This is a genomic window from Vibrio sp. V09_P4A23P171, assembly GCF_963875615.1.
Taxonomy (GTDB): domain Bacteria; phylum Pseudomonadota; class Gammaproteobacteria; order Enterobacterales; family Vibrionaceae; genus Vibrio; species Vibrio anguillarum.
Genome location: NZ_CAWNMR010000005.1, coordinates 1 through 25501, shown reverse-complemented (window position 1 = coordinate 25501; position 25501 = coordinate 1). Strand labels below are relative to the sequence as shown.

Sequence of the window (25501 nt, the reverse complement as noted above, 5' to 3'; positions counted from 1 at the left end):
TGGATAACAACCCAATACAGAGCGATTGAATGATGAGTAGCTTATTTTCCCCGATACAAATCGGTCCACTTTCTTTGAATAACCGGCTGGTAATGGCCCCGATGACGCGTGCTCGGACAAGTCAACCGGGTAATGTTCCCAACGACATCATGGCGCAATATTATGCTCAGCGAGCGAGTGCTGGTCTGATTATTACTGAAGCAACACAAATATCAGACGATAGCCAAGGATACTCATTTACTCCTGGCATATACACGCCAGAACAAATAGTGGGTTGGCAGCAGGTCACTCAAGCCGTGCATGATCGCGGAGGAAAAATAGTGAATCAGCTATGGCATGTAGGGCGAGTATCGCATCCTGTTTTTCAACAAGGTCAAAAGCCGATGGCTCCTTCAGCTATTGCTCCAGTCGATACCAAAGTCTGGATTGCACAGCCGGGGAGTGCCGGTGAGATGATGGAATGCGTTGAACCAAGAGCAATGACATTGCAAGAGATTAACCAAGTGGTACGCGATTTTGCTAATGCTGCACACAATGCGATTGCGGCTGGCTTTGATGGCGTCGAAATTCATGGTGGTAATGGCTATTTGATTGATCAGTTTTTGCGAACCAATTCGAATCATCGCACTGATCAATATGGTGGCAGCAGAGAAAACCGCTTACGTTTTCTTATGGAAGTTGTGAGTGCAATCATTGATAAGGTTGGCGCTGACAAAGTTGGAGTTCGCTTGGCGCCTTACATCACATTTAAAGATATGAACTGCCCAGATATCGTCCCAACGATTTTACAAGCGGCGGAGCAATTACAGAAACTCGGTATTGCGTATCTGCATTTGTCAGAAGCTGATTGGGATGATGCTCCACAAATCCCTGAAGATTTTCGCCGACATTTACGTGAGCTGTTCACCAATACCATTATTGTTGCAGGCCGATATGACGTTGAGCGAGCAAACCAAATCTTGGAAAATGGCTACGCTGACTTAGTCGCATTTGGGCGTCCCTTTATTGCGAATCCAGACTTAGTCGAGCGTTTGAAAATGAACCGTACATTATCGGCATTTGATCCAAGTTGCTTATTTGGTGGAGGTACTAAGGGATATACAGATTATCCAAACCATTCCTAAATCGACATAGCCAGCAGTCGTTTGTTCTATGATTCTGCTGGCTTTTTTACAACTGGTTGGCCGTTATAAAGCAATGAGCCATTAACGCGCACCAAAATGATACGCTAAAAGTAATAAGGCCACAGAATAAACATCCATGTGAATGCTGAAAATATCAACGCGATCAGTACGGCAGCTGAACCGATGTCTTTGGCGCGGCCACTGAGTTCGTGCCATTCGCTACCGACGCGGTCAACCACGGCTTCTACGGCGGAATTCATCAACTCCACAATCACAACTAAGACTAAGCAACCAATCATCATGATTTGCTCAATTTTAGTGACAGGCAAAAAGAAAGTAATGGTAATCAACAAAATTGAAGTGACAGTTTCTTGTCGAATAGCGGCTTTGTTTAGCCACGCGGCTTTCAGCCCTTGTATTGAATAACCTGTGGCATAAAACAGACGCTTTATACCCGTACGACCTGGTTTCATAAAATGAACAACCTAATAATGAATAACTATGACAATGGGCATGAGTGAATTACGTGTAGACGCAAAATAGCCTTCGCCCCGCACCTTCATGTTAAAAAAGAGAATCAATGACGTCAGTTCACTGATTCTCTTAAGTGGCCCGATATTAAACGCCCACCACGGGTAGTACAAGAGTAAAGCAAGCGCCTCCGAACACACTTTTAGCCACCGATACTTGGCCGTTGTGGCGTAAAACGATCTGTTTGACGATGGCCAAGCCTAATCCGAAGCCTGATTGTCGCGCTCCACGTGAGAGATCCGCGCTGTAAAAAGCATCAAAAATGAATGGCCAGTGCTGCGGGTCAATCCCTTCTCCATCATCATGGATATCAATTTGCACTGCTTGACCTGCGTTGATCACGGAGGTTTCAACGGCTATTTTGCTTTTGGCGTATTTCTGAGCATTACCTAATAAATTATCCAGAGCTCTTTTGAGAAGGTATGGATCGACCTGTAAAGTGGCGACTTGTGCTAATGGTAGCAACTGGATCTCGACTATGCTGTTGCTGCGCCATTTATCTAGTATCGGTTCTAGCCAGTAATTGAGCTGAATTGTCTGCATATTGAGTTCGTTTTCTGGCCTTTCAACTTTCGCGTAGTAAAGAAGTTCATCGACCATCGTTTCCATCTCTTCGGTATCTTCGATGATACTGGCGACTTTCGCCGCTTGTTTTGGTGTCAGAGATTCATCGGCCAACATTTCTGCTTGCCATTGGATCCGAAAGATAGGGGTGCGTAACTCATGAGCTACGGCATTACTCAGCGCTTTATTGCTGAGCACCAAAGCGGAAATTTTGCTCGCCATGTAGTTAAAGCTTTTGTTTAAAGAGCCGACTTTATCGCCGCTTTTGATGGAGGCGCGAGCGGTCAGATCACCAGCGGCAAAGGCTAAGGTCACTTTTTCCAATTCACGCACTCGCCGACTGATGAACCAGATCAGCAACACACAGTACAGTGCAAAGCCGACGACAAGCAGCAAAAGTGAGAGATTATCTGCGAAGAAAATGGCTTGCCTCAGTGGTGATTCTTCATCGGGTTTAAAGCTGTAAATTGGTGAGGTGGACGTAAGGCGCAACCATAAAAAACGATCATCATCGTAGTAGGTGTAGGCATTGGGGGCGGTGGTAAAGAAAAACGCTCGCACATCCGAGGGTAAGGTCTTTTCAGTATGCGTCTCTATCAGTTGTCGTGTTTTATCGGCATATTCTTTTAGTACATTTAAGGTGTTGGCTTCACCTTCATGCTGATAAATACGAGTGACCAAGTCATGAAATGCTTCAGCTTGATAATCTTCAAGTACGTAATCGTAGTCAGTACCAAGCTGGTAAACGACCAGTTCAATGGTAATGAGTGTCGCTAAAAAAAAGAGCAATAAACCAACAAAAGATTCAACGTAGATACGACGCATACAGGTTTCTTCTAAAATACGTGGTCATTACCACGTGTCTGGTACAAAAAGGTATCCTTTCCCTCGGACCGTAATAATGCGTTTCGGTGTGGAAGAATCATCACCGAGTTTTTTACGCAAAATGACAATCTTGTTATCGACGGTTCTATCAAGCCCATCGTATTCAATCCCGCGTAACGCTTTGGTTAATACATCCCGTGATAGGACTTGATCTGGTGTTGATGCCAGTAGCCACAGCAAGTCGAATTCGCTGTCGGTCATCGCTACGGCCTCACCATTCATTTCACACAGATGTCGAGATTGATTGAGAGACAAGGCCCCAAATTCAAGCACGGTTTTCGCGGTTTGAATTGGCTCGTTGTCGACTCTGCGCAGTAGCATACGCATTCTTGCAAGCAAGACGCGTGGTTTAATCGGCTTTGTCACAAAATCATCGGCACCAATTTCCAGTGCTGCAACGTGATCAAAATCGTCATCACTGGCGGTCAGCATCAATATCTTACCGTTGTACATAGGACGGATCTGTCTACAAATTGTCAGCCCATCTTCACCGGGTAGCATTAAATCCAGTAACACGATATCTGGTTGTTGCTCTAAAATGACCGCGCTCGCTTTGGCACCTTCAGCAAGGGCAATGACGCTAATATCTTGACTTTCAAAGTATTCTGTTAACATTTCTCTGAGTTTTAGATCATCTTCAACGATGATTAAAGAGTGTCTATCCGTCATGGAGGCTCCTAGATAGGTACGATGAACGACATGACAATCGCTGACATTGGAAAAATTTGAAGTGCATAGTAAAGCAAAGACCCAGCATTTTCGCTAGGTCTTTGTATGGTTGGATGAGTTTCTATTGATACAATCTCTTGTTATTCAACGGCTTTGGTCGGTGAAGAGCGAAGTTTGTTCGCCAGCATCACCACAAGTGGGCTAGTCAACATCACAACTGCAAGCACGGTAAACACGAAAGTGATCGGACGTTCCCATAAGAAGCTTAACTCCCCATCGCTGATCATCAACGCGCGGCGAAGGTTCTCTTCCATTAATCCACCCAAAATAAAGCCAAGCAGCAGTGGTGCCAGCGGGAAGTTGGCTAACCGTAGAGCAATCGCCCCCATCGCGACGATCAACATTACGTAAACATCCATAGTGTTAAACGAAACCAAATAAACACCGGTGATTGAGAAGAACAAAATCATCGGCAGCAATACGGTTCTCGGTACCGCCAATAGCCTTGAAATATAAGGAATAAGCGGTAAGTTAAGGATGATAAGTACAATATTACCGAGATACATTGAGATGATGACAGACCAAAAGACATCAGGGTGATCAACAAATAAACGAGGGCCAGGTTGAATGCCGTAAGAGAGCAGGGCTCCAAGCATGATCGCTGTGGTGCCAGAGCCGGGAATGCCGAGTGTCAACAGCGGAACAAAAGATCCGCTAGAGGCGGCGTTATTGGCTGACTCTGGTGCAACAAGCCCACGCAAAGACCCTTTACCGAACTCTTCTTTTTTATCTTTGGGCGCTAAGCTGCGCTCCATACCATAACTCAAAAATGCGGCGATGGTTGCGCCAGCGCCGGGCAACACGCCGGTGAAAAAACCTAAAATGGAAGCACGAATTGAAACGGGAGCCGCTTCTTTAAATTCTGCTTTAGTGATTTTCATACTGCCCAAGTTGCTGATTTTATTCTGTTCATCTGTACGCGTGTCGTTTTCTGGTTTTAAAATACCCATTAATGTCTCGCCTAAAGCGAATGTCGCCATCGCCAGCAAGAGGAAGCTAAAACCGTCCATTAAATCAGTTAAGCCAAAGGTAAAACGTTCAACGCCTACGCCTTTATCAATACCAACGGTAGAGAGCATCAAGCCAAGAACAACCATCATCCATGCTTTAAGGACTTGTCCTTTTCCAGCAAAGGCGGCGACCGCCGATAGACCGAGTAGCATCAACGCAAAATAGTCAGAGGATTGAAAACTCAGTGACACGCTGGCCAGTGCAGGCGCTGCGACCAAGAGCATAATCGCTGACAAGGTTCCGCCTGTAAAAGAGGCGTAAGCGGCGATGGCTAACGCTTTACCAGCTTGGCCTTTTTGCGCCATGGGGTAGCCGTCAAACGCGGTGACCACGGTTGCCGAGCATCCGGGAGCATTAATCAAAATGGAGGAAGTGGAGCCGCCAAAAATAGCGCCGTAATAAACGCCGGCCATTAAAATCAAACCTGAAGATGGTTCAAGGCCATAGGTGATCGGTATCATCAACGCGATGGCCGAAATCGGGCCAAGCCCGGGTAACATGCCGATAAAAGTACCGACGAAACAGCCCACAATCACCATGAAGATGTTCATTGGCATCATGGCGGTAGAAAGCCCTTGTAAAATTCCATCTAACATAATCAGTTCCTACCAGAGTGTGAAAATAACGCCGGGCTCAAGGTAGATGTCCAAACCTTGAGTAAGCAGCAGATAAAACGCGATGACAAAGGGAAAAGAAGCACCAAATAACACTGATTTGCGTCTTTCACCCAAAATATAAAAGCCAGCGAGTAGAAAGAAACTGGTGGCCAGTACGAAGCCTAAATAGGTTAGACCAAGTCCGTACAGCGCCATCAACACTAAAAAACCAATCAACAATTTCCAGTTGAAGTGCAATACCGCGCCGCTTTGTTTATCGGGCTGCCCTAACACCAGCATCAACAAAGAGAGGCCAATTCCAGCGTAAGTCAGCAGAGTCGGCAAGGTTTGGGCGTTAAACGGTTCATATTCATCACCGGGAAACATCGGTATTTGAGTCGTTTGATAGCCGTAGCAAAGGCTAAGAACAAGGAAGATCAACGCGCCAACGCGATCGCGGCACAGTAAATATTCTTTGCTGAAAAATTTGGTTGGCAGATCCGACATATCCAACTCCATGGTAAAAATAGGGGAGAAAAGAGCCGTGTAGCAGCGAGTTAATGAATTGATTAACTAAGGGCAAAGGGATAGGTGTATGGAGGTTTTCCTATCCATCTTTGCTTGATAAACAAAAGAGTATTGAGCATAACTGCACACGGCAAAAGTGTTGCTAGCGGGGACAAGGCAAGGAACTGTCCCCTTAGCGACCTTACTTCAGGAAACCGAGCTCACGCATCAGATCACCCATCTCTTTCTCTTGGGCTTCTAAGAAGGCGTAAAACTCTTTATCCGCTTGATAGTTATCGATCCAACCATTACGGTCGCGGACGATTTTCCATTCATCGGTGGTGTACATTTTCGCTAATGCTGCGTTCCACTGATCAATCTTCTCTTGGCTGATCCCAGGGGCTGCGAAGAAGCCGCGCCAGTTAGCAAAGACTGTTGGGTTGCCATAGTCAGTTAATGTTGGAATATTCGGGGCAGATTCCAAACGTTTAGGGGCGGTGATCGCCAAAATTTTCACTTGGCCAGACTTGGACATTTCAAGCACTTCACCTAAGCCTGTTGAAAGCAGTTGTGTTTCACCAGAAAGCAGTGCCGCCATGGCTTTGCCACCCGCGTCATAGGCGATGTAGCGAACTTCTTTTGGATCCAACCCTTGCCCTTTGAAAGCGGCTGCGGCGACTAAGTGATCCATACTGCCACGAGCAGAACCGCCAGCGACTTTCACTTTCCGCGGGTTGTCTTTGAAATCGGCAACCGCATCTTCCCACGTTTTGTATTTTGAATCGCCTGCAGCAACGATAGCGCCATAATCAGAAACGGTGGCGGCAATCGGTGTTAAATCGCGGAAGGATTGTGGAAAAACACCGGATAAAGAACGAACAACAATCGGTGTAGAGTTGACCATCAAGGTATCTTCTTGGCGGTCTGCGGTTTCAATTAAGTGTGCAATCGCTTTACCACCACCGCCACCGGATAAGTTTTGGTAAGACACATTGCCGACAATGTCGGTTTTCATCAGTACATCACCTGTACCACGAGCCGTCATGTCCCAACCCCCCCCCGCGCCACCGGGTACTAAAATGTGAAGTTTCTCAATATCAGCGGCGAAGCTGCTAACAGAAAAGGTTGCAGCCAGTATGGATGCAGTGAGGGTTGGTTTGAACTGCTTAAACATATTCACGTTCCTTATGTAGGGCGCATCTTCATCTTTACCTTGGAGCGTTTGTGACTGAATGCTGCAGGCGGAGATAGGGTGCTTATCGTTGTTATCATGACTGCATCAATGATCTAATGCAGATACTTTAAGTTAATAACCTGTTACAGGTTTGTCTCTAATGCGTAGATAAAAACAATATAGGGCATAAAAACGTTTTTGTTCATAAAGTTCACGGCGTTATTTTACTGCGTTGTGTGACGAGTCTTCGCTAGCGTCTTGTCTCACTATCTACGAGCAGTAATCGGGTGTTATTCATTGCAAATTGCGCAGCTGAGGTGTCATTACCTTGTTGAAGTAAGGTCGTGATACTGGGCAGCAGTAAGAAAAAGATCAAAGGTTCGGGATATTGGGCTTGCCATTGATGACGCTCATCTAACACATGCCCTTCGAAGTAGACGGTGAGTACCACACTGTCCGATGAAAAGTGCGATCCATGGAACCGCCCTAAAGTATGCGTCGAGCCCCATATTGAACTCAGTGGTCGCTCCGATGTGCTTTTAAGATAGAGATCAACAGCTACACTTTGCGATTGAGAACCTTGCGGTAGAGAATGTCGATGAACCGTTAAGCGCTCACCCGAATACTTGCCTTGCTGGAAAGGCAAATAACCTAAGTTGTTCGGTGTTACACGGCCATCGTTTGCACACATTTGAACCGAATCGGGCATTTGCTGGCTGCTGTACAATTCACAAGCAAATTGAGCAACAAGTTGCTGTACTGCGCTTTGAAATAAGCGAGCATCAAATGAGTGTTCTTGCTCAAGGTGTAAATTTAATTCAGGAAAAACAATAGGTAACTGGCTTGTTAGCGCGTTGAGGTCATTGATCGTAACCGATTGATTCTGCTCTATTGCCGTGCGAATAATATTTGGGTTGTCTGCCAATGAAAGATCATCTTCAGAATAGATCGCCTCACTCAGTAGTGGGTAGCTGCGCGGATTTTTCGGTTTACTGTTGTAAGCAATGCATCCAGATAAGAGCAACGAGCAGGCGAGAGCGTAACCAAAAGGAGAGTGCGTGATTCTCTTGCAAAGATTCATAAGTGACGGCCGTGTCATCGGTAATGGGTTGCACTGCTTATTCTATCTGCGAAATCGACACTTTTCTCTTTTCAAGCTCACAGAGTTTTATCTTCTTCTGGTTCAAATTTAATCATTAAGTTTCTTATACATTAGTCTAATGTGTCGACAATTTTATTGATTATTGATGGTTTTATGGTCTATTTTAACAATAAATTTTAATAATTGTTAACACATATAAGTGTGTGAGTGCTTTGCGTCTCAGCATGAATCCAACCTGTGAGCGATAACAAGATGAATAGTGCACTAACACTAAACAGTACTGATACAAAATCACACGCTGTTGAACGAGAAAAAGAGAACACCAAATCGGAAAACCTTACGGAGTATCTGATTGAGGCGATTGTTGAAGGGCGTATAGCACCGGGCAGCAAGATTTCAGAACCCGAACTCGCCAAACGTTTTCAAGTCAGCCGTGGGCCACTGCGTGAAGCGATAATGCGTGTGGAAGGCTTGGGGTTGATCGAACGTGTTTCACATGTGGGCGCGCGAGTCATTGAGTTGTCACCCGGTAAGTTGGTAGAGCTTTATGCAGTACGCGAAGCGTTAGAGGGTATGGCGGCAAGGTTAGCGGCGCGCAACATTTCGTCCTCTGAATTACAAGGGCTAGAGGCATTATTGTCGACACATTCGAATCATATTGAGCAAGTCGAAGGGGCTTCCTATTTCCATCAACACGGTGATTTTGACTTTCATTACCGCATCATCAAAGCCAGCCGTAATCATAAATTAGTGACTTTATTGTGTGATGAGCTCTATCACTTACTGCGCATGTATCGTTATCAATCGCCACGCTCACATTCACGCCCGAAGGAGGCGTTGGATGAGCACAAATACATTCTACAAGCGATCAAAAACGGCGATGAAGAACTGGCTGAGATGTTGATGCGGCGCCATATTTCGGGCAGTCGAATCTTGATTGAACAGCAGATAGTAAAAGAGTAAGCCACAGGGCTGTGGGTAGAAAATAATCATGCCTGCAATGAAGCAAACCAAGAACCACGCATAGAGCGGCCTTGAATAAGGGCGATAACCAAGCGACTGATTAGGAGAATCTCATGAGCTTAAGTCAGGGGGCGAAATTTAGACTCGCTGTTCAACAAAATGATCCACTGCAGATTGTCGGCACGATCAATCCCTATTGCGCAATGATGGCCAAACGTTTAGGCCACCAAGCCATTTATCTGTCGGGTGGTGGCATCGCTAACGCTTCGTATGGTTTGCCCGATTTAGGTATCACCACATTAAATGATGTGCTGGTGGATGTTGAGCGCATCACCAATGCGTGTGATTTGCCTTTGCTGGTGGATATTGATACCGGTTTTGGCGGCGCATTTAGCATTGCTCGCACTATCAAAGCGATGGAAAAAGCGGGCGCTGCTGCCGTGCATATGGAAGATCAAGTTGCGCAGAAACGCTGCGGGCACCGCCCTAATAAAGCGATCGTCAGCCAGCAAGAGATGGTTGATCGCGTAAAAGCCGCGGTAGATGCACGAGTGAACCCAGAGTTTGTGATCATGGCGCGCACCGATGCGTTAGCGGTGGAAGGCATTGATAGCGCCATTGAACGTGCCATTGCTTGCGTGCAGGCCGGAGCCGATATGATTTTCCCCGAAGCGATGACCACTCTTGAGCAGTACGATCGTTTCTCCACCGCGTTAAGCGCAGCTTGTGGTAAGTCAGTACCGATTTTAGCCAACATTACTGAGTTTGGGCAGACGCCGCTCTACCCATGTGCAGAACTTGCTCAAGTGAAAGTGGATATGGTGCTTTACCCATTGAGTGCGTTTCGTGCGATGAATAAAGCGGCTGAGAATGTCTATCGTCATTTATTAGAGCAGGGCAACCAACAAGCTTTGCTCGATAGCATGCAAACCCGTAGCGAGCTGTATGACTATCTCAATTACCACGATTACGAAGATAAGCTCGACGAGCTTTTTTCATCAAAGGAATAATAAAAACAAAGGAAAAGGAGTTCAACATGTCAAACGCACCACTGGGCGGCGCAGGTCTGCGCGGTCAAAGCGCGGGAGTCACCGCTTTATGTACTGTCGGAAAAACTGGGACGGGTCTAACTTATCGAGGTTATGACATCACCGATCTTGCCAACCATGCACAGTTTGAAGAGGTCGCTCATCTGTTATTGATTGGCCATTTACCTAATCAAAGTGAACTTGACCAGTACAAAACCCGCTTAATGGGATTACGAGGTTTACCGCAGCCGTTAAAAGCCGCGCTAGAGCTTCTACCAGCCAGTACACATCCAATGGACGTAATGCGCACCGGCTGTTCAGTTTTAGGCAACCTTGAAACCGAGCACAGTTTTGCTGAGCAGTTGAGTGCGACCGAACGGATGTTGGCACTTTTCCCCGCTATTATCTGTTATTGGTATCGTTTCAGCCACCAAGGCATCCGGATTGACACTGAAGATCAAAGCGAAGCATGCATTGGTGGCTACTTCTTAAAAATGCTGACAGGAAAAGCACCGAGCGAGCTGCATAAGCAGGTGATGCATTGCTCATTGATTCTGTACGCAGAGCACGAGTTTAATGCATCAACGTTTGCCGCGCGCGTCTGTGCTTCTACGCTGTCAGATATTCACTCTTGCGTAACCGGGGCGATTGGCACACTGCGTGGCCCGTTGCATGGTGGAGCCAATGAAGCGGCGATGGCGATGATCGAACGCTGGCAAACACCGGACGAAGCTGAGGCCAATATTCTGCAAATGTTGGCTAATAAAGACAAAATAATGGGTTTTGGTCATGCTATTTATCGTGAAAGTGACCCGCGTAACGCATTGATCAAACGTTGGTCAAAAGCGTTATCTGAAGCGGTGGGTGATACGCATTTGTACGCGGTATCAGAACGTGTTGAAGCGGTGATGAAACGTGAGAAAGACCTATTTTGTAATGCGGATTTCTTCCACGCTTCGGCCTACCATTTTATGGGTATTCCTACGCCATTATTTACCCCTATTTTTGTGATGAGTCGATTAACCGGCTGGGCCGCTCATGTGTTTGAGCAGCGCGCTAATAACCGAATTATTCGCCCAAGTGCCGATTATGACGGTCCTGAACATCAAGAGTGGATACCAATAGAGCAGCGTTAATGGGATGAAATCAAGCCATGCTCCTTTGGTGTATGGTTTGATGGCAGGTAAAACCTAGCTCGCTAGACGATGTTTTGAATAGACAATGTTTCGAATAGACAGTTTTATGGGTGGAATTGATGAGTCATCAAACGATCAACAGCCAATACAAAAAAGTATTACCAGTGACCGCGCTGGAGTATTTTGATGCACGAGAAGCGGTCAATGATATCCAAGCCGGAGCGTATGATCGGCTGCCTTATACCTCACGGATACTGGCGGAAAACTTAGTCCGCCGCTGTGAGCCGCACACATTGGTTGATTCGCTGAAACAGCTGATTGAGCGTAAGCGCGATCTCGACTTCCCGTGGTATCCGGCGCGTGTGGTGTGCCACGACATTTTAGGACAAACCGCTTTAGTGGACTTGGCGGGGTTAAGAGACGCGATTGCTCAGCAAGGCGGTGATCCATCCAAAGTAAACCCTGTGGTGGAAACGCAACTGATTGTCGATCACTCACTCGCGGTTGAACATGCTGGCTTCGAAGCTGACGCGTTTGAAAAAAACCGTGCGATTGAAGATCGCCGCAATGAAGATCGCTTTCACTTCATCGAATGGTGCAAAACCGCCTTTGAAAATGTCAGCGTTATTCCGGCGGGTAATGGCATCATGCACCAGATTAACTTAGAAAAAATGTCGCCCGTCATCCAAGTGAAAAACGGCTTAGCATTTCCAGATACTTGTGTCGGTACTGACAGCCATACTCCTCATGTCGATTCATTAGGCGTGCTGGCGATTGGCGTCGGTGGGTTAGAAGCCGAAACAGTGATGTTAGGTCGCCCTTCGATGATGCGTCTGCCCGATATTGTCGGCGTTAAACTAACCGGTCAACGCCAAGCGGGGATCACCGCGACCGACATTGTGCTTGCCATTACGGAGTTCTTGCGAAATCAGCGCGTGGTGTCTTGTTATCTAGAGTTTTTCGGAGAAGGCGCTCGCGCATTGACGATTGGCGATCGCGCAACGCTTTCCAATATGACACCTGAATATGGTGCAACCGCAGGCATGTTCTATATTGATGAGCAAACCATCAACTATCTCAAACTCACGGGTCGAGACGCACAGCAAGTAGCCTTGGTTGAACAGTACGCTAAGCAAACGGGCTTATGGGCCGATGATTTGATTGAAGCGCAATACGAACGGGTGCTGGAGTTTGATCTCTCAAGTGTACAGCGCAATTTAGCCGGGCCTTCAAATCCTCATCGCCGTTTGCCGACAAGCGAACTGACCGAGCGCGGTATTGCGGGGGCGTGGCAAACCAAAGAAGGCGAATTACCTGATGGCGCAGTGATCATCGCCGCCATTACTTCGTGCACCAATACCAGTAATCCGCGCAATGTCATGGCCGCCGCGTTGCTGGCGAAAAAGGCTAATCAATTGGGTTTGGTTCGCAAACCTTGGGTCAAAACCTCCTTTGCACCGGGCTCAAAAGTAGCCAAACTTTATTTAGAGGAAGCTGGCCTGCTGCCTGAGCTAGAACAGCTCGGTTTTGGCATCGTCGCTTATGCATGCACCACCTGTAATGGTATGAGTGGCGCGCTTGATCCTATGATTGAGCAGCAAATCATTGAACGCGATCTCTATACTACGGCTGTGCTATCAGGTAACCGAAACTTTGATGGCCGCATTCATCCCTATGCGAAACAGGCTTTTCTTGCCTCTCCGCCATTGGTGGTGGCGTATGCACTTGCGGGTACGATTCGTTTTGATATTGAAAAAGACGCGTTGGGAATAGATTCGCAAGGCAAGCCGATTTACCTCAATGACTTATGGCCAACCGATGAAGAGATCGATGATGTGGTGGCGCGCCATGTTAAGCCCGAACAGTTCAAACAAATCTACATTCAGATGTTTAAATTAGATGAGCACATGGCCAAACAAAAGCCACTTTATGATTGGCGCCCCATGAGCACTTATATCCGTCGTCCGCCTTATTGGGAAGGTGCGTTAGCGGGTGAACGTCGGTTGTCAGCCATGCGACCTTTGGCGATTTTAGGTGACAACATCACTACGGATCATTTATCGCCATCGAACGCAATTTTAGCGACCAGTGCTGCTGGGGAATATTTGCTCAAAATGGGCGTTCCGGAGCAAGATTTTAACTCCTATGCCACGCATCGTGGTGACCATCTGACCGCGCAACGCGCCACTTTTGCTAACCCCAAACTGTTCAATGAGATGGTGCAAGAGGAGGGCAAAGTAAAGCAAGGTTCATTAGCGCGTATTGAACCTGAAGGCTTGGTTACCCGCATGTGGGAAGTGATAGAGACTTATATGGATCGTAAGCAGCCATTGATCATTATTGCTGGGGCCGATTATGGGCAAGGTTCGTCACGTGATTGGGCGGCGAAAGGTGTACGTTTGGCGGGAGTTGAAGCCATTGTTGCCGAGGGGTTTGAACGGATCCATCGCACGAATTTAGTCGGGATGGGTGTTCTGCCACTGCAATTTAAAACGGGAACAGACCGCCACACACTGCAACTCGATGGTACTGAGCTTTATGATGTGGTGGGAGATATTAAGCCGGGCGTCGACTTAACCTTGGTGATCACGCGTACGCAAGGCGCAAATAAGGGCGAACAGCAGAAGGTTACGGTGACTTGTCGTTTAGACACGGCTGATGAAGTCAGTGTGTATCAGGCCGGTGGCGTATTGCAGCGTTTTGCGCAAGATTTTCTGGCTCAATGACGCTAAGGATAAAGGAGTATCAGGTGAGTAACTCATTAAAAATTCCGGCGATGTATATGCGCGGCGGCACCAGTAAGGGCGTGTTTTTTCGGCTTGAAGATTTACCCAAAGAGGCTCAGCAAGCGGGAGAGGCGCGAGATCAACTGCTGTTGCGTGTCATTGGTAGCCCCGATCCTTATGGCAAACAAATTGATGGCATGGGCGGCGCAAGTTCTAGCACCAGCAAAGCCGTGATTCTATCCAAAAGTGAGCAAGCCGATCACGATGTGGATTATTTGTTCGGCCAAGTTTCGATAGACAAAGCGTTCGTAGACTGGAGCGGCAACTGCGGTAACCTTTCTGCGGCGGTAGGGCCATTTGCGATTCACAGCGGTTTTATCGACCCAGAACGGATCCCTAATAACGGTGTAGTGACGGTTCGCGTTTGGCAAGCCAACATTGGCAAAACCATTCTCATCCATGTGCCAATTGAGCAGGGTGAAGTGCAAGAGTGTGGTGATTTCGAACTCGATGGGGTGACTTTTCCCGCTGCTGAAATTGCGGTTGATTTTCTCGATCCTGCCGATGATAGCGGTGTGATGTTCCCAACCGGAAATGTGCTCGACCAACTGCAAATCCCTGGCATGGGAACCTTGAATGCAACGCTCATTAATGCGGGCATTCCGACGATTTTTATCGATGCTCACGACATCGGTTATCAAGGTACTGAGCTGCAAGAGGCGATCAACAATGATGATCATGCCTTGGCGATGTTTGAAGCAATTCGCGCTTATGGCGCTGTGAAAATGGGTTTGATTGAGCATATTGAACAAGCCCAACTGCGCCAACATACGCCTAAAGTAGCGTTTGTAGCAAAAGCGCAATCCTATTTGTCATCCAGTGGTAAAGCGGTATCGGCGAACGATGTCGATATTGTGGTGCGCGCGCTGTCTATGGGAAAACTGCATCATGCGATGATGGGAACGGCCGCCGTGGCCATCGCTTCAGCGGCCAGTGTCCCTGGGACGTTAGTGAATATGTTGGCGGGCGGTGGAGCAAAAGAATCGGTCACTTTTGGTCATCCATCCGGTACGCTGAAAGTGGGTGCTAAAGCCGTTTTACGAGAGGGTCATTGGGGAATAGAGAAAGCCAGTATGAGCCGCAGCGCGCGGGTGTTAATGGAAGGTTGGGTGCGAGTCCATCGTTAAGCCTCAAATCATGTTAAGGGAAATGTTATGTCGGCATATTTAAAGGAATATCAATGGGCTCAATCTGAACCTGAATCATTTTGGCAGGCTCAAGCTCGGCAGATTGAGTGGTTTGAGTTTCCCCAAACTATCTTACAAAAAGATGAGCATGGCATTGAACGCTGGTTTACCGATGGTGTACTCAATACCTGTTGGTTGGCGCTAGATTATCATTGTGAAGAGGGGCGAGGTGAACAAACCGCGCTGATTTATGATTCCCCAGTGACCGGAAGAAAGCGTCAATACAGCTATACACAATTACGAGATCAGGTAGCGAAAGTGGCGGGAATGCTGGCAATGCAAGGTGTTGCTAAAGGCGATCGGGTGATCATTTATATGCCAATGATCCCGGAAGCAGTGATGGCGATGCTCGCTTGTGCACGGCTTGGCGCGATTCACTCTGTCGTTTTTGGCGGTTTTGCACCCAATGAATTAGCGGTACGTATTGAAGATGCTGAACCGAAAGTGATTATGACGGCATCTTGCGGTATCGAAATCAATAAGATTTTACCCTACAAACCCTTAGTTGACCGTGCCATTTTAGACAGCAAATGGAAGCCGGAAAAAGTGGTGGTGTTACAACGCTCGGAGCATGTGGCTGACTTAAATAATGAGCGAGATCTAGAGTGGAATCGAGCCGTTAAAGAAGCACCGTCGCATGATTGTGTGCCGGTTTTGGCGACCGATCCGCTTTATATTCTTTACACATCAGGTACGACAGGCAAACCCAAAGGGGTGGTGCGCGACAACGGTGGTCATGCAGTCGCGATGAAGTACTCCATGTCAACCATCTACAATATGCCTCAACAAGGTGTTTTTTGGGCTGCGTCGGACGTGGGGTGGGTAGTCGGTCACTCTTACATTGTTTATGCGCCCTTGATTCACGGTTGCACCACTATTTTGTATGAAGGTAAACCGGTACGCACACCCGATCCGGCTGCATTTTGGCGAGTGTGCCAAGAGTATAAGGTGGACGTACTTTTTTCTGCGCCTACCGCCTTTCGCGCCATCAAAAAAGAAGATCCCAATGGCGATCTACTCAAACATTATGATTTATCCACTTTAACCACTATTTTTATGGCCGGAGAACGTCTTGACCCGCCGACACTTGAATGGGTAGAACAGCACACTCAAAAGCCAGTAGTTGACCATTGGTGGCAAACCGAAACCGGTTGGGCGATTGCTGGAAATCCGATAGGGCTTGAGTCAATGCCAATTAAAGCGGGGTCAGCAACGAAACCGATTCCCGGTTATCAGGTCGAGATTCTCAATGAGCTAGGTGAAGTGATGCCCGCCAATCAACAAGGGTTTGTGGCGTTGAAACGCCCCTTACCACCAAGTTGTTTAGCGACGGTATGGCGTGATCACGAACGATTTGAGTCCGGTTACCTTGCTCAATTTGACGGTTACTATGTTTCTGGTGATGGTGGCTATTTAGATGAAGAGGGTTATCTCTTCATCATGGGGCGAATTGATGATGTGATAAACGTTGCAGGCCATCGTTTATCTACGGGGGAGATGGAAGAAATCGTCGGTGCTCATCCTGCGGTTGCCGAATGTGCTGTAGTCGGAGTGTATGACGAGCTGAAAGGGCAGTTGCCGCTAGGGTTGGTGGTACTCAAAGATGGCGTTAAGGTGGATGAGCGCGAGTTGGAACAAGAACTTGTTAACAAAGTGCGCAGTGAAATTGGTGCGGTAGCGTGCTTTAAGCATGCGTTAATTGTTGATCGTTTACCCAAAACGCGCTCTGGTAAAATTCTGCGTCGAGTCATTCGACAAATTGCCGATGGCGAAGAGTATGCTGTCCCTTCAACAATTGATGACCCAATGAGCTTGAGTGAGTTAGAAAAAGCGCTCCATCACTAGCGGCTACCTATAGTTGACGATTAATTGAGGCGCCTCAGATGAATGAGGCGTTTTTATTGCCAATTTGCAATCCGCATTTTATTTGTTTCTCTTAGTTCATCTGTCTTAGTTCTAAGACGAGATTAGCGCTCAATCGACCAAAAACACTACGCATGAAGATATATTTTTTAATCACTATCTTATAGAATCACGGCCAAAGCTTTATTCATTCAGAGCGCGAAATATGTCGTTAGTTATCATAACTCCTGCTTGTGATCGTGATTTACCGCAACTGAATCAGTTGATGTATGACCTTCATCATGAGCATCACCTTGCTTGCCCTGAGCATTTCAAAACAGCAGAAGAGATTGAACAAGAAAAAAGTATTGCTCGTTATTTAGATGATCCGGAATGTTTGGTTTACGTTGCCAAAATAGACAGTCAAATTGTGGGATTTATATCGGGTCACTTTTGCGAGTTAATTTCAAGCGTGAGCAAAGCGGTACCAATGGGCAGTATTGATGAGCTTTACGTTGAGCCACAATATCGTCAGCAGCATATCGCACAGCAGCTGTTTCAAAAAATGGAACAGACATTAAAAGAGTACGGTATTACCCAAGTCTTTGTCGAAGTGTGGGATTTTAACCAAGGAGCGCAGTCTTTTTATCAACGTTCTGGTTTTTCATCGCATATACATTGGTTAAGAAAGTCAATCGATAGCAAGTAATTCGATAATAATAATCATGGATTTTTAATGTGTTAAAACAGTTTTCATTGTTGAGTGTCTGTTTGCTGTCGTTGTTCTGGTCAAGTGTTGGTGTTGCTCAACAACCGGTAACGCTACCAGATAATATTCGTGGTGCCCTATGCCTAGTTAAAGCCGATCATAAGATCGTGCTCGTTAACGAGGTGATCACCAAGCAGATTTCATTGCCAGGAGGGACGATATCTCCCGGTGAATCTCCAGAATTGGCCGCGCAAAGAGAAACATGGGAAGAAACGGGCCTTGTTGTAACGGTAGGGCGCACGTTGGGGTATACGGATACGGCTGTCGTTTACAGCTGTCGCAGTGATTCCGATGTGATTGCTTTTAAGTCAAAAAATAGCCGTAATGGACATGAGTTGCCTATTTGGTTTGCTCCTCATTATGGTGTCGAGGTTGCTAGCGCAATGCTGATCGATCCGTATCGTATTGATGCAAGTCAGTATCGTTACCCTGAGCAATGGGATCGGATCAAAACCATGTATCAAGAAGCGGATAGCCAACCCGTGATTTATGTAGAGAATCTGGTTTCTGCTGCGCCTCGGTTTCACCAAATCGAATTAGGCTGGATGATGAAATTGCAGAATACGGTCGCGGAATGGCCGTATACGCTGAGTTCGTCGATTTATCAAATCGCAGTATGGATCACCAAACTGACGGATCCTTTATTGCTGATAGTTTTGTTTCCAGTGATTGCCTGTTATCTGGGTAAAGAGTCTGTTTATAAGATATTTTTTGTGGTTACCGTGAGTTCATTATTGTCATTGGTGGCTCAGCAAGGATTTGCATTACCAAGACCTCATGCCTATATACCACTGTTGGAACTTTGCCAAAGTTACGGGTACGGTTTTCCAAGTTTACCGATTGCAGTTTGGTTTGGTGTAGGGATATCACTATTGCGAGCTTTTGATCATCTCGATTTCAACCGAATGTTTGTGGGTTTTATCGTGTTGATGGGGCTATTAATGTTGGCCAAATTCTATATTGGGGAAGCCTTCATCAGCGATATGGTGATAGGTGGATTGTTGGGCGCTCTGGTTGCGTGGCATATTGTTCGTTTAGATGAACAATCTTATACCGACGTCAGAACACTGCTGGGTTCGCGTGGGGTATGGTGGGGTTTAACGATCACGGTTGCACTGCTGGTTATGATCTGGCCCTTGCCTAGTTTCACCGCTTGGTTAGCCATTTTGCTGACGGCATCGGCTTTAGTTATGACAAAGAGCACTGAACCACTACACATCACTTTTCAACGAATGTGGCTGCTGATCATTTTGTTATTAGCACTCAATCAAGTGGTGTTATTTGGTGCCACGCTCGTTTCATACAGCAGTATTTTCTCTTTAATGGTTGAGACGCTCCGCTTGCCACTACTCATGCTCATCTTTGCATGGTTCATGAGAAAATGCCGTGCTTAACCTGGTTGTTTAGTCCACATCCCGATTAAAGACGCCTCGACTGAGGCGTCTTTAATGCCTATTTGTGAGACTCACCGAGTACAAATTTTTCTATAGCAACTGCCACACCATCGTCGTCGTTACTGAGTGTAATATAGTCGGCTAGCTGCTTCGTTTGTTCCATCGCATTTGCCATTGCAATTCCAAGTCCTGCGTATTGCAGCATGTGATGATCATTTTCAGCATCTCCCATACAAATAATGTGTTTAGCCTCGATCCCCAAGTGCTCAGCAATCGCTTTGACACCGACGCCTTTATTACTCTGTGTGTTTAGGAATTCCAGAAAAAATGGTGCACTTTGTACAATAGTAAACTGCTGATAGAGTTCCGGAGGAAGTTGTTCAATGGCTTTTTGTAGCAAGCTCGGCTCTGCCACAATCATTGCTTTGATGATGGGATGATCATCTTCAAGCTGTTCAAAATCCATTTCCGTGATCGGCAGTCCGTTGATTCTTGCTTCAAGCTCGGTATATTCACTGATTTTAGGCGTGATCAGACCATGAACTTGGCTAAAGGCGTGTGTATTCACGTTAAGTTGGTTAGCAAGGTTAGCGACTAATTTTGCAGAGCGGCCATCGATAATTTTGTGATGAATAATTTCACCACTGCCAATGTTTTGAACCATTGAGCCGTTGTAGTAAAGGACAAAATCCTCATTTGAGTTTAAATGCAGTTCTTGCAACTTATCGCGCATGCCATCAATGGGACGTCCAGACGCCAGCACAACTCTAACTCCTTTTTCACGAGCTTTGGCTATAGCCTGTTTTGTTCTGGCTGTGATCTGTTTTTGGCTATTGAGAAGAGTACCGTCCATATCTAAAGCGATGAGTTTATACATGACTTACCTAAATTAAGTGAAGAAGAAAGCCAGCAGCTTATGCAAGTTGAGATGTGATCGCCACTGATTTAGTCAAATTTTTACGCACGTGATGGGTTTAGTTTGACCTAAGGCAAGGCATCTATTAAGGTCAGCGACCTGCATTTTTTGATATTGAGTTAGGCTGAGTTTACGTTGTACAAAATTAATGAAATGTTTGAGACCATTCAAGGTGAAGGCGTGCATACCGGCGTTCCTGCGGTTTTTATTCGTTTGCAAGAATGCCCAGTGGGATGCGCTTGGTGCGATACAAAGCAGACGTGGGATGCAACGCCGCAAGATGAACGCCCAATCAATGACGTGCTAGCCAAAACCCAAGATAGCCCAACTTGGTGCTCAGTCAGTGCAGAAGAGATGGTGTCGATCTATAAAACACAGGGTTATCATGCTAAACATATTGTAATTACGGGTGGTGAACCGTGTATTTATGATCTGCGTCCACTTGCGCAAGCATTTGAGGCAATGGGATGTCACATTCAAATTGAAACCAGCGGCACATTCCCGGTTCAAACCTCGGTAAATACATGGGTGACAGTGTCACCAAAAATTGCAATGAAGGGCAAACTGCCTGTACTCGATTCAGCTCTGTTAAGAGCAAATGAGATCAAGCACCCCGTCGCAACGGCTAAAGATATTGAACAGCTAGATACGTTATTGCTGCGAGCGCAAGTTCCTGATTCAACAGTGATTGCTTTACAGCCTATTAGTCAGAAAGAGCGGGCAACCCAATTGTGCATTGAAACATGCATTGCGAGGAACTGGCGTTTATCGATTCAAACGCATAAATATTTAAGTATTGCCTGAGGAGAGGAAAATGAAAAAAGCCGTTGTGGTATTTAGTGGTGGCCAAGATTCAACAACCTGTTTGGTTCAGGCATTAAAAGAGTTTGATGAAGTGCACGCCATCACCTTTGATTATGGCCAACGCCATAAACTCGAGATTGAGGTTGCCAGCACCTTAGTGAAAAAGTTAGGTGTAGCTGCACATAAAGTCATGGATGTAAGCTTACTCAATGAGTTGGCGATCAGTTCACTCACTCGTGACGATATTCCAGTATCAAACGAGTTACAAGAGAATGGGTTACCGAACTCGTTTGTGCCGGGGCGTAACATTCTGTTTTTGACCCTTGCGGGTATTTACGCGTATCAAATAGGTGCAGATGAGGTAATTACCGGTGTTTGTGAAACCGATTTTTCTGGTTATCCGGATTGCCGAAATGACTTTGTTAAAGCGATGAACAGTGCTTTGGTGCAAGGGATGGATCGCCCATTCAACATTCGTACTCCTTTAATGTGGCTAAACAAAGCAGAAACTTGGGCATTGGCGGATCAACATGATGCTCTCGAACTCATAAGACACGAAACACTGACTTGTTATAACGGTATTATTGGTGATGGTTGTGGCGATTGCCCATCATGTGAGCTACGTAAAGCGGGTTTAAACGATTATTTAGTAAACAAAGCGTTGGTGATGAATGCGCTTCACCAAAAGCAATCTGTAACTTTATGATGTATCTAATAATCAACGTATAGATCAAGTGAAATTTAAACGGGTGTTCTAGTGTTTGCGAATGGAATAGCGTGCAAATAGAACACCCATTATTTAGCTCAAGGTACTAAATAGTTCAAGGTACTAAAGATACATTTTGGCCAAATCTGCAGGTTCTACTTCTTTACCTTCTAAGCTTGCATTCCAGTTGGTGCCAATTAATACACCATCTTCATCAAGGGTAATCAACCAATCTTCTACGAAAATATCGAGAGGGATTTCTAACACTTCGAAGTCAGACCACTCTTCAACGTTGTGAGTTTGTGCATCTTCTTTGGTTGACCAAAAGGGCATAACTTCACTACTTTCAAATTCTGTCGAGTCGCATGCCAGCCAACCATCTTCATTTTTTAAGCCCCATACTAGTTGGGTCTCTTTTGTTTGTTCAATAAACAATTCTAAGTTTGCTTGAAGGTCAGCAGTTAATTTGCTCATTATCTTTATCTCATAAGGTGATGACGCGCAAGGATAGCATTTTGTGCTAGTAAACTCATTACAATTTTAGACAGAAAAAAGGGGCGAAAACGCCCCAATCCTCGATAAATATCGATTTCAACGCTCGCGTTTGGTGAAAATGGTCCACTCTTCTTTCACCGAACCTTTGTGGCCGACGACAGTGGCGACAACTTTTCTATTCATCGCATGGCTAATATCATCATCACCATTTTCTGTCAGTTCAGTATCACCAAAACCAACAATACGGACACGAGTATGGCTAATGCCGTAACTAACAAGCGCCTTCTCGACATTATAAGCTCGGTTTTTCGATAACTCTAAGTTATAACCTGGATTCCCAACCTTACTGGCATAACCTTGTAATTCAATCGAAGCTGAAGGGTATTGCTTGAGAAAATTGGCCATTGACCGTATTTGACTTAGAAACACAGGGTTGACTATTGCTGAATCATTCGCAAACAGAATTCTAAGCTGGAGTTGCTCTTCGGTTTTAATGAAAGTGCCACAACCATCATTATCGATCTCTGACTTCAATGGTGTTTCGGGGCACAAATCTCTGGCATTAATCACGCCGTCAAAATCATCGTCACGTAAATCGTCTATTTGATCAGCGAGTGGCATATCAATATATGGATAATCATCTCTAGCAGATGAAGCCGTCGAGGTGATAAAGAGTAAGCTCGCTATCATTGGCCATAAGTATTTCAACATGTTAGTACTCCACCGCATCATGCCACTCTTTGGGTGTATCCACTCTCAACGAACTCAACAATGACCCAGTTGCATTCATAACACGGTATTTTGCATACTGTTCATCGTATTTGGCATCGAGATAACCTTTTCTTGCTTCGAAAAGCTCATTTTCAGTATTCAACACATCCAATAGTGTTCGCTTGCCGAGCTTATATTGTTTTTCATAAGCAATAACCGTATCTGAAGCAGAATCAACATGATCGGCTAAAAATTCTTTCTGTTGTAATGTCAAATCGAGAGCGCTCCAAGATAAACGCAACCCCTCTTCAACACTACGATAAGTCCGATCTCTTAAATCTTTCGCTTTGTTCATTTGGTAGGCAGCACTGTCGGTGCGCGCAGAATCTGAACCACCATTGTACAGGTTGTAACGCATCCTAATCATGGCCGAGAATTCATCGCTGCTACCTTCTATCCCACCGGCATCATCACGCCATGTTTGTGCAGCTTCGAAAGATAATGTTGGGTAATTTGTTCCCTGAGTTTGTTTATATTGAAACTTTGCAGAATCAACATCGGCTTGCGCTACTTTGATGACCGGGTGATCTTGGTAGGCCTTTTCTAAAGCGTCATCAACGGTAAAAGGCAAAGCAGAATGGTCTGCTCTAGGGAAAATTAAATCTTGAGGAGGTTGACCTACCAACCGTTTAAACTGGGTATGTATATCAAACAGATTATTCTGTGCAGCTAAAAGATTGCCATGGGCTTTAGCTAAACGAGCTTCAACCTGAGAAAGATCAGCGGTTGAACCAATGCCTGATTCCACACGCTTTTGTATATCACGATATATTTTCTTATGTACTGAGAGGTTGCTTTCAGAAAGTGTCAGTATTTCAAACGCTTTCGTTGCATCGAGATACACCTTAGTGACCTCTAATGCGATATCTTGAGCGTCAGCTAAGAGTTGGAAACGAACCGATTCGGCATCAGCCGAAGTACGATCAATATCGTTTAAAGTCGAAGAACCATCCCAAATCAGTTGGGTTAAGGTAATGGTGGCTTCTTTACGAGTAAGTTCATTTTCAGTACCAGAGGCTAAATCAACCGCTTCGTAGCCAATACCAGCATCGAGATCGATCCTTGGAAGGTAAGCACCAGAAGAGGCTTCGCTATTATAGCGCTTACTCACATATTCGTTATATGCACTTTTAATATTTGGATTGGTTGCAAGCGTTATTGACACCGCTTGCTCAAGAGTCTGGCTATATACAGAGATCGGGAAGCTGAGTGCGATGGCGTAGCTCAACGTTTTCATGTTCATCCAATTCACTTGGGCACTCCTCTAGGGACTTCTACTTCTTTTAAGCCGCAATAGTACGGCATTAGCTGTTGCATTATCGAGACGCTTGATGGAAAAACGCAACAAAATAACATTAAATTCTCATCAGTAAACAGCAACATATTCATTACATTCGTGATTTTAGCAAAGAATCATACACCAAATCATCAATTAACATTTATTAAACATTGTTGATTGTTCTTATAATAAAGTACATCTTTAGTGTGATATTGATTCAAACTATAAATGTGTGACTTAAGTCTCCACCTACGTCACATAAGAAGGTGTAAAAATGGTTTTTCCTTTGTATTACAGGTGTTAAATGCTAATTTATTACCATTAGAAATGACAAATTACGTAGCAAAGATGTAGGAATGTAAACAGTCGCATCGTTGTGAATTCGGAAGTTATTAGAGGCATTATATGGAACTTGGTTCTTTTTCTTTAGGTACAACATTAACTTTCGGTCAGATGATCGTTGTGGATGCAAATGGCAATGTACGGGTGCTTCAGCCAGGAGAAAAAACCTTGCCTGGTGAAATAATCATCAGTGCCAGTAACGCTACCCAAGACGATGTAGGCAATAATAATGATGTACAAATATCAAGAGTTAACGCCGATGGTCGCAACGTAGATATAACTAATGACATCAATGAAATTTTCGCAGCATTAGAGCAAGGCCAAGACCCAACACAGCTAGGCGAAGATCTTGCAACTGCAGCGGGTGAATCGAACGGTTCAAGCCCGACGGGCTCAGTCAGCATCGCTCGCGACGCTTCGGAAACCATAGCCGCAACAGAATTCTCCACGTCAGCACTCACCGCGCTAGGCCTCTCTGAAACACAGAGTTTAACGCTATTAGAAAGCTATTCTCAAAGTGCTTTAGGGTCAATTGTGACGGGCATCAATGGTGCGAACGACGGCGCGAAAATCACAGGCGATGATAGCGGCAGCGTGACCGAAGACGCGGCGGATAACACCGCGACGGGCACCTTGACCTCAAAAGACGTGGACAACACCGACAACGAGTTCCAGGCGCAAACCGATGCGCCGGGCCAGTACGGCACGTTCAGTGTGGATGCGAACGGCAAGTGGACCTACGTGCTGGATAACAGCAACGAGAAGGTCGACGCGTTGAACGAGAACCAGACTCTGACTGAAACCTTCACGGTGAAATCGGAAGACGGCACAGAGCAACAAGTGACCATCACCATCAATGG

23 protein-coding genes are annotated in these 25501 nt (G+C 45.8%); 12 read left to right on the top strand and 11 right to left on the bottom strand.

The window, feature by feature from the left end:
• The first annotated feature begins 32 nt into the window (after positions 1–32).
• A complete protein-coding gene (locus AACT23_RS02285) occupies positions 33–1124 on the top strand; it encodes an alkene reductase (protein ID WP_198300489.1) in 1092 nt (363 codons plus the stop codon).
• Between the two features lie 104 nt (positions 1125–1228).
• Here AACT23_RS02285 and AACT23_RS02280 read toward each other — a convergent pair whose 3' ends face one another.
• The 7 genes from AACT23_RS02280 to AACT23_RS02250 form a co-directional block, all read right to left on the bottom strand.
• The gene (locus tag AACT23_RS02280) at positions 1229–1597 is read right to left on the bottom strand and encodes a diacylglycerol kinase (RefSeq protein ID WP_094126995.1); all 369 of its coding nucleotides are present in this window, start codon (positions 1595–1597) and stop codon (positions 1229–1231) included.
• A 145-nt stretch (positions 1598–1742) separates the two neighbouring features.
• Positions 1743–3044: an ATP-binding protein gene (locus tag AACT23_RS02275; RefSeq protein WP_088728827.1), complete on the bottom strand. Its 1302-nt coding sequence runs from the start codon at positions 3042–3044 to the stop codon at positions 1743–1745.
• Positions 3045–3071: 27 nt separating this feature from the next.
• On the bottom strand, positions 3072–3773 hold the full coding sequence (locus tag AACT23_RS02270; protein WP_013856957.1) for a response regulator: 702 nt from the start codon (positions 3771–3773) through the stop codon (positions 3072–3074).
• A 140-nt stretch (positions 3774–3913) separates the two neighbouring features.
• Positions 3914–5440 (bottom strand): tripartite tricarboxylate transporter permease, encoded by a 1527-nt coding sequence (locus AACT23_RS02265; protein ID WP_017046152.1) that lies wholly within the window; start codon positions 5438–5440, stop codon positions 3914–3916.
• Between the two features lie 9 nt (positions 5441–5449).
• Positions 5450–5947: a tripartite tricarboxylate transporter TctB family protein gene (locus tag AACT23_RS02260; RefSeq protein ID WP_010318351.1), complete on the bottom strand. Its 498-nt coding sequence runs from the start codon at positions 5945–5947 to the stop codon at positions 5450–5452.
• Between the two features lie 202 nt (positions 5948–6149).
• A complete protein-coding gene (locus AACT23_RS02255) occupies positions 6150–7121 on the bottom strand; it encodes a tripartite tricarboxylate transporter substrate binding protein (protein ID WP_094125328.1) in 972 nt (323 codons plus the stop codon).
• Between the two features lie 250 nt (positions 7122–7371).
• Positions 7372–8202 (bottom strand): hypothetical protein, encoded by an 831-nt coding sequence (locus AACT23_RS02250; RefSeq protein ID WP_094126993.1) that lies wholly within the window; start codon positions 8200–8202, stop codon positions 7372–7374.
• Between the two features lie 273 nt (positions 8203–8475).
• On the opposite strand from AACT23_RS02250, the gene AACT23_RS02245 reads away from it, so the two are divergent.
• The 8 genes from AACT23_RS02245 (at position 8476) to AACT23_RS02210 (ending at position 19328) form a co-directional block, all read left to right on the top strand.
• The gene (locus tag AACT23_RS02245; RefSeq protein ID WP_094126991.1) at positions 8476–9186 is read left to right on the top strand and encodes a GntR family transcriptional regulator; all 711 of its coding nucleotides are present in this window, start codon (positions 8476–8478) and stop codon (positions 9184–9186) included.
• Positions 9187–9299: 113 nt separating this feature from the next.
• The gene (gene prpB / locus AACT23_RS02240) at positions 9300–10196 is read left to right on the top strand and encodes a methylisocitrate lyase (RefSeq protein ID WP_017046149.1); all 897 of its coding nucleotides are present in this window, start codon (positions 9300–9302) and stop codon (positions 10194–10196) included.
• A gap of 26 nt (positions 10197–10222) precedes the next feature.
• Positions 10223–11350, top strand: a complete 1128-nt coding sequence (prpC, locus tag AACT23_RS02235) for a bifunctional 2-methylcitrate synthase/citrate synthase (RefSeq protein WP_094125326.1) — start codon at positions 10223–10225, stop codon at positions 11348–11350.
• Between the two features lie 119 nt (positions 11351–11469).
• Positions 11470–14076 carry a Fe/S-dependent 2-methylisocitrate dehydratase AcnD gene (gene acnD / locus AACT23_RS02230; protein ID WP_094126989.1) on the top strand — a complete coding sequence of 869 codons (2607 nt, stop codon included), beginning with the start codon at positions 11470–11472 and terminating at the stop codon, positions 14074–14076.
• The gene (gene prpF, locus AACT23_RS02225) at positions 14073–15263 is read left to right on the top strand and encodes a 2-methylaconitate cis-trans isomerase PrpF (protein WP_017046146.1); all 1191 of its coding nucleotides are present in this window, start codon (positions 14073–14075) and stop codon (positions 15261–15263) included. Before acnD ends, prpF begins: the two co-directional genes overlap by 4 nt.
• Positions 15264–15290: 27 nt before the next feature.
• The gene (locus AACT23_RS02220) at positions 15291–17168 is read left to right on the top strand and encodes a propionyl-CoA synthetase (protein WP_094126987.1); all 1878 of its coding nucleotides are present in this window, start codon (positions 15291–15293) and stop codon (positions 17166–17168) included.
• A 223-nt stretch (positions 17169–17391) separates the two neighbouring features.
• A complete protein-coding gene (locus tag AACT23_RS02215; RefSeq protein ID WP_017046144.1) occupies positions 17392–17874 on the top strand; it encodes a GNAT family N-acetyltransferase in 483 nt (160 codons plus the stop codon).
• Between the two features lie 29 nt (positions 17875–17903).
• Positions 17904–19328 (top strand): bifunctional NUDIX hydrolase/phosphatase PAP2 family protein, encoded by a 1425-nt coding sequence (locus AACT23_RS02210; RefSeq protein WP_094126985.1) that lies wholly within the window; start codon positions 17904–17906, stop codon positions 19326–19328.
• A gap of 58 nt (positions 19329–19386) precedes the next feature.
• Here the strand turns inward: AACT23_RS02210 and yidA are convergent, their stop codons facing one another.
• Positions 19387–20205 (bottom strand): sugar-phosphatase, encoded by an 819-nt coding sequence (gene yidA / locus AACT23_RS02205; RefSeq protein WP_094126983.1) that lies wholly within the window; start codon positions 20203–20205, stop codon positions 19387–19389.
• Positions 20206–20397: 192 nt separating this feature from the next.
• Between yidA and queE the strand changes: the two genes are divergently transcribed.
• Positions 20398–21048, top strand: coding sequence for a 7-carboxy-7-deazaguanine synthase QueE (gene queE, locus AACT23_RS02200; protein WP_176428614.1), 651 nt, complete (start codon positions 20398–20400; stop codon positions 21046–21048).
• Between the two features lie 10 nt (positions 21049–21058).
• Positions 21059–21754, top strand: a complete 696-nt coding sequence (gene queC, locus AACT23_RS02195; RefSeq protein WP_176428612.1) for a 7-cyano-7-deazaguanine synthase QueC — start codon at positions 21059–21061, stop codon at positions 21752–21754.
• A gap of 123 nt (positions 21755–21877) precedes the next feature.
• On the opposite strand, the gene AACT23_RS02190 is transcribed toward queC, so the two are convergent.
• The 3 genes from AACT23_RS02190 to AACT23_RS02180 form a co-directional block, all read right to left on the bottom strand.
• Positions 21878–22228: a DUF2750 domain-containing protein gene (locus AACT23_RS02190; RefSeq protein WP_013856942.1), complete on the bottom strand. Its 351-nt coding sequence runs from the start codon at positions 22226–22228 to the stop codon at positions 21878–21880.
• Between the two features lie 117 nt (positions 22229–22345).
• The gene (locus AACT23_RS02185) at positions 22346–22981 is read right to left on the bottom strand and encodes an OmpA family protein (RefSeq protein ID WP_017042438.1); all 636 of its coding nucleotides are present in this window, start codon (positions 22979–22981) and stop codon (positions 22346–22348) included.
• Entirely contained in the window at positions 22962–24272 is a 1311-nt protein-coding gene (locus tag AACT23_RS02180; protein WP_013856940.1) for a TolC family outer membrane protein, read from the bottom strand. The genes AACT23_RS02185 and AACT23_RS02180 overlap by 20 nt, the downstream gene beginning before the upstream one ends.
• Before the next feature lie 432 nt (positions 24273–24704).
• Between AACT23_RS02180 and AACT23_RS02175 the strand changes: the two genes are divergently transcribed.
• The coding region (locus tag AACT23_RS02175; RefSeq protein ID WP_141195538.1) for a retention module-containing protein at positions 24705–25501 on the top strand (797 nt) is incomplete at its 3' end.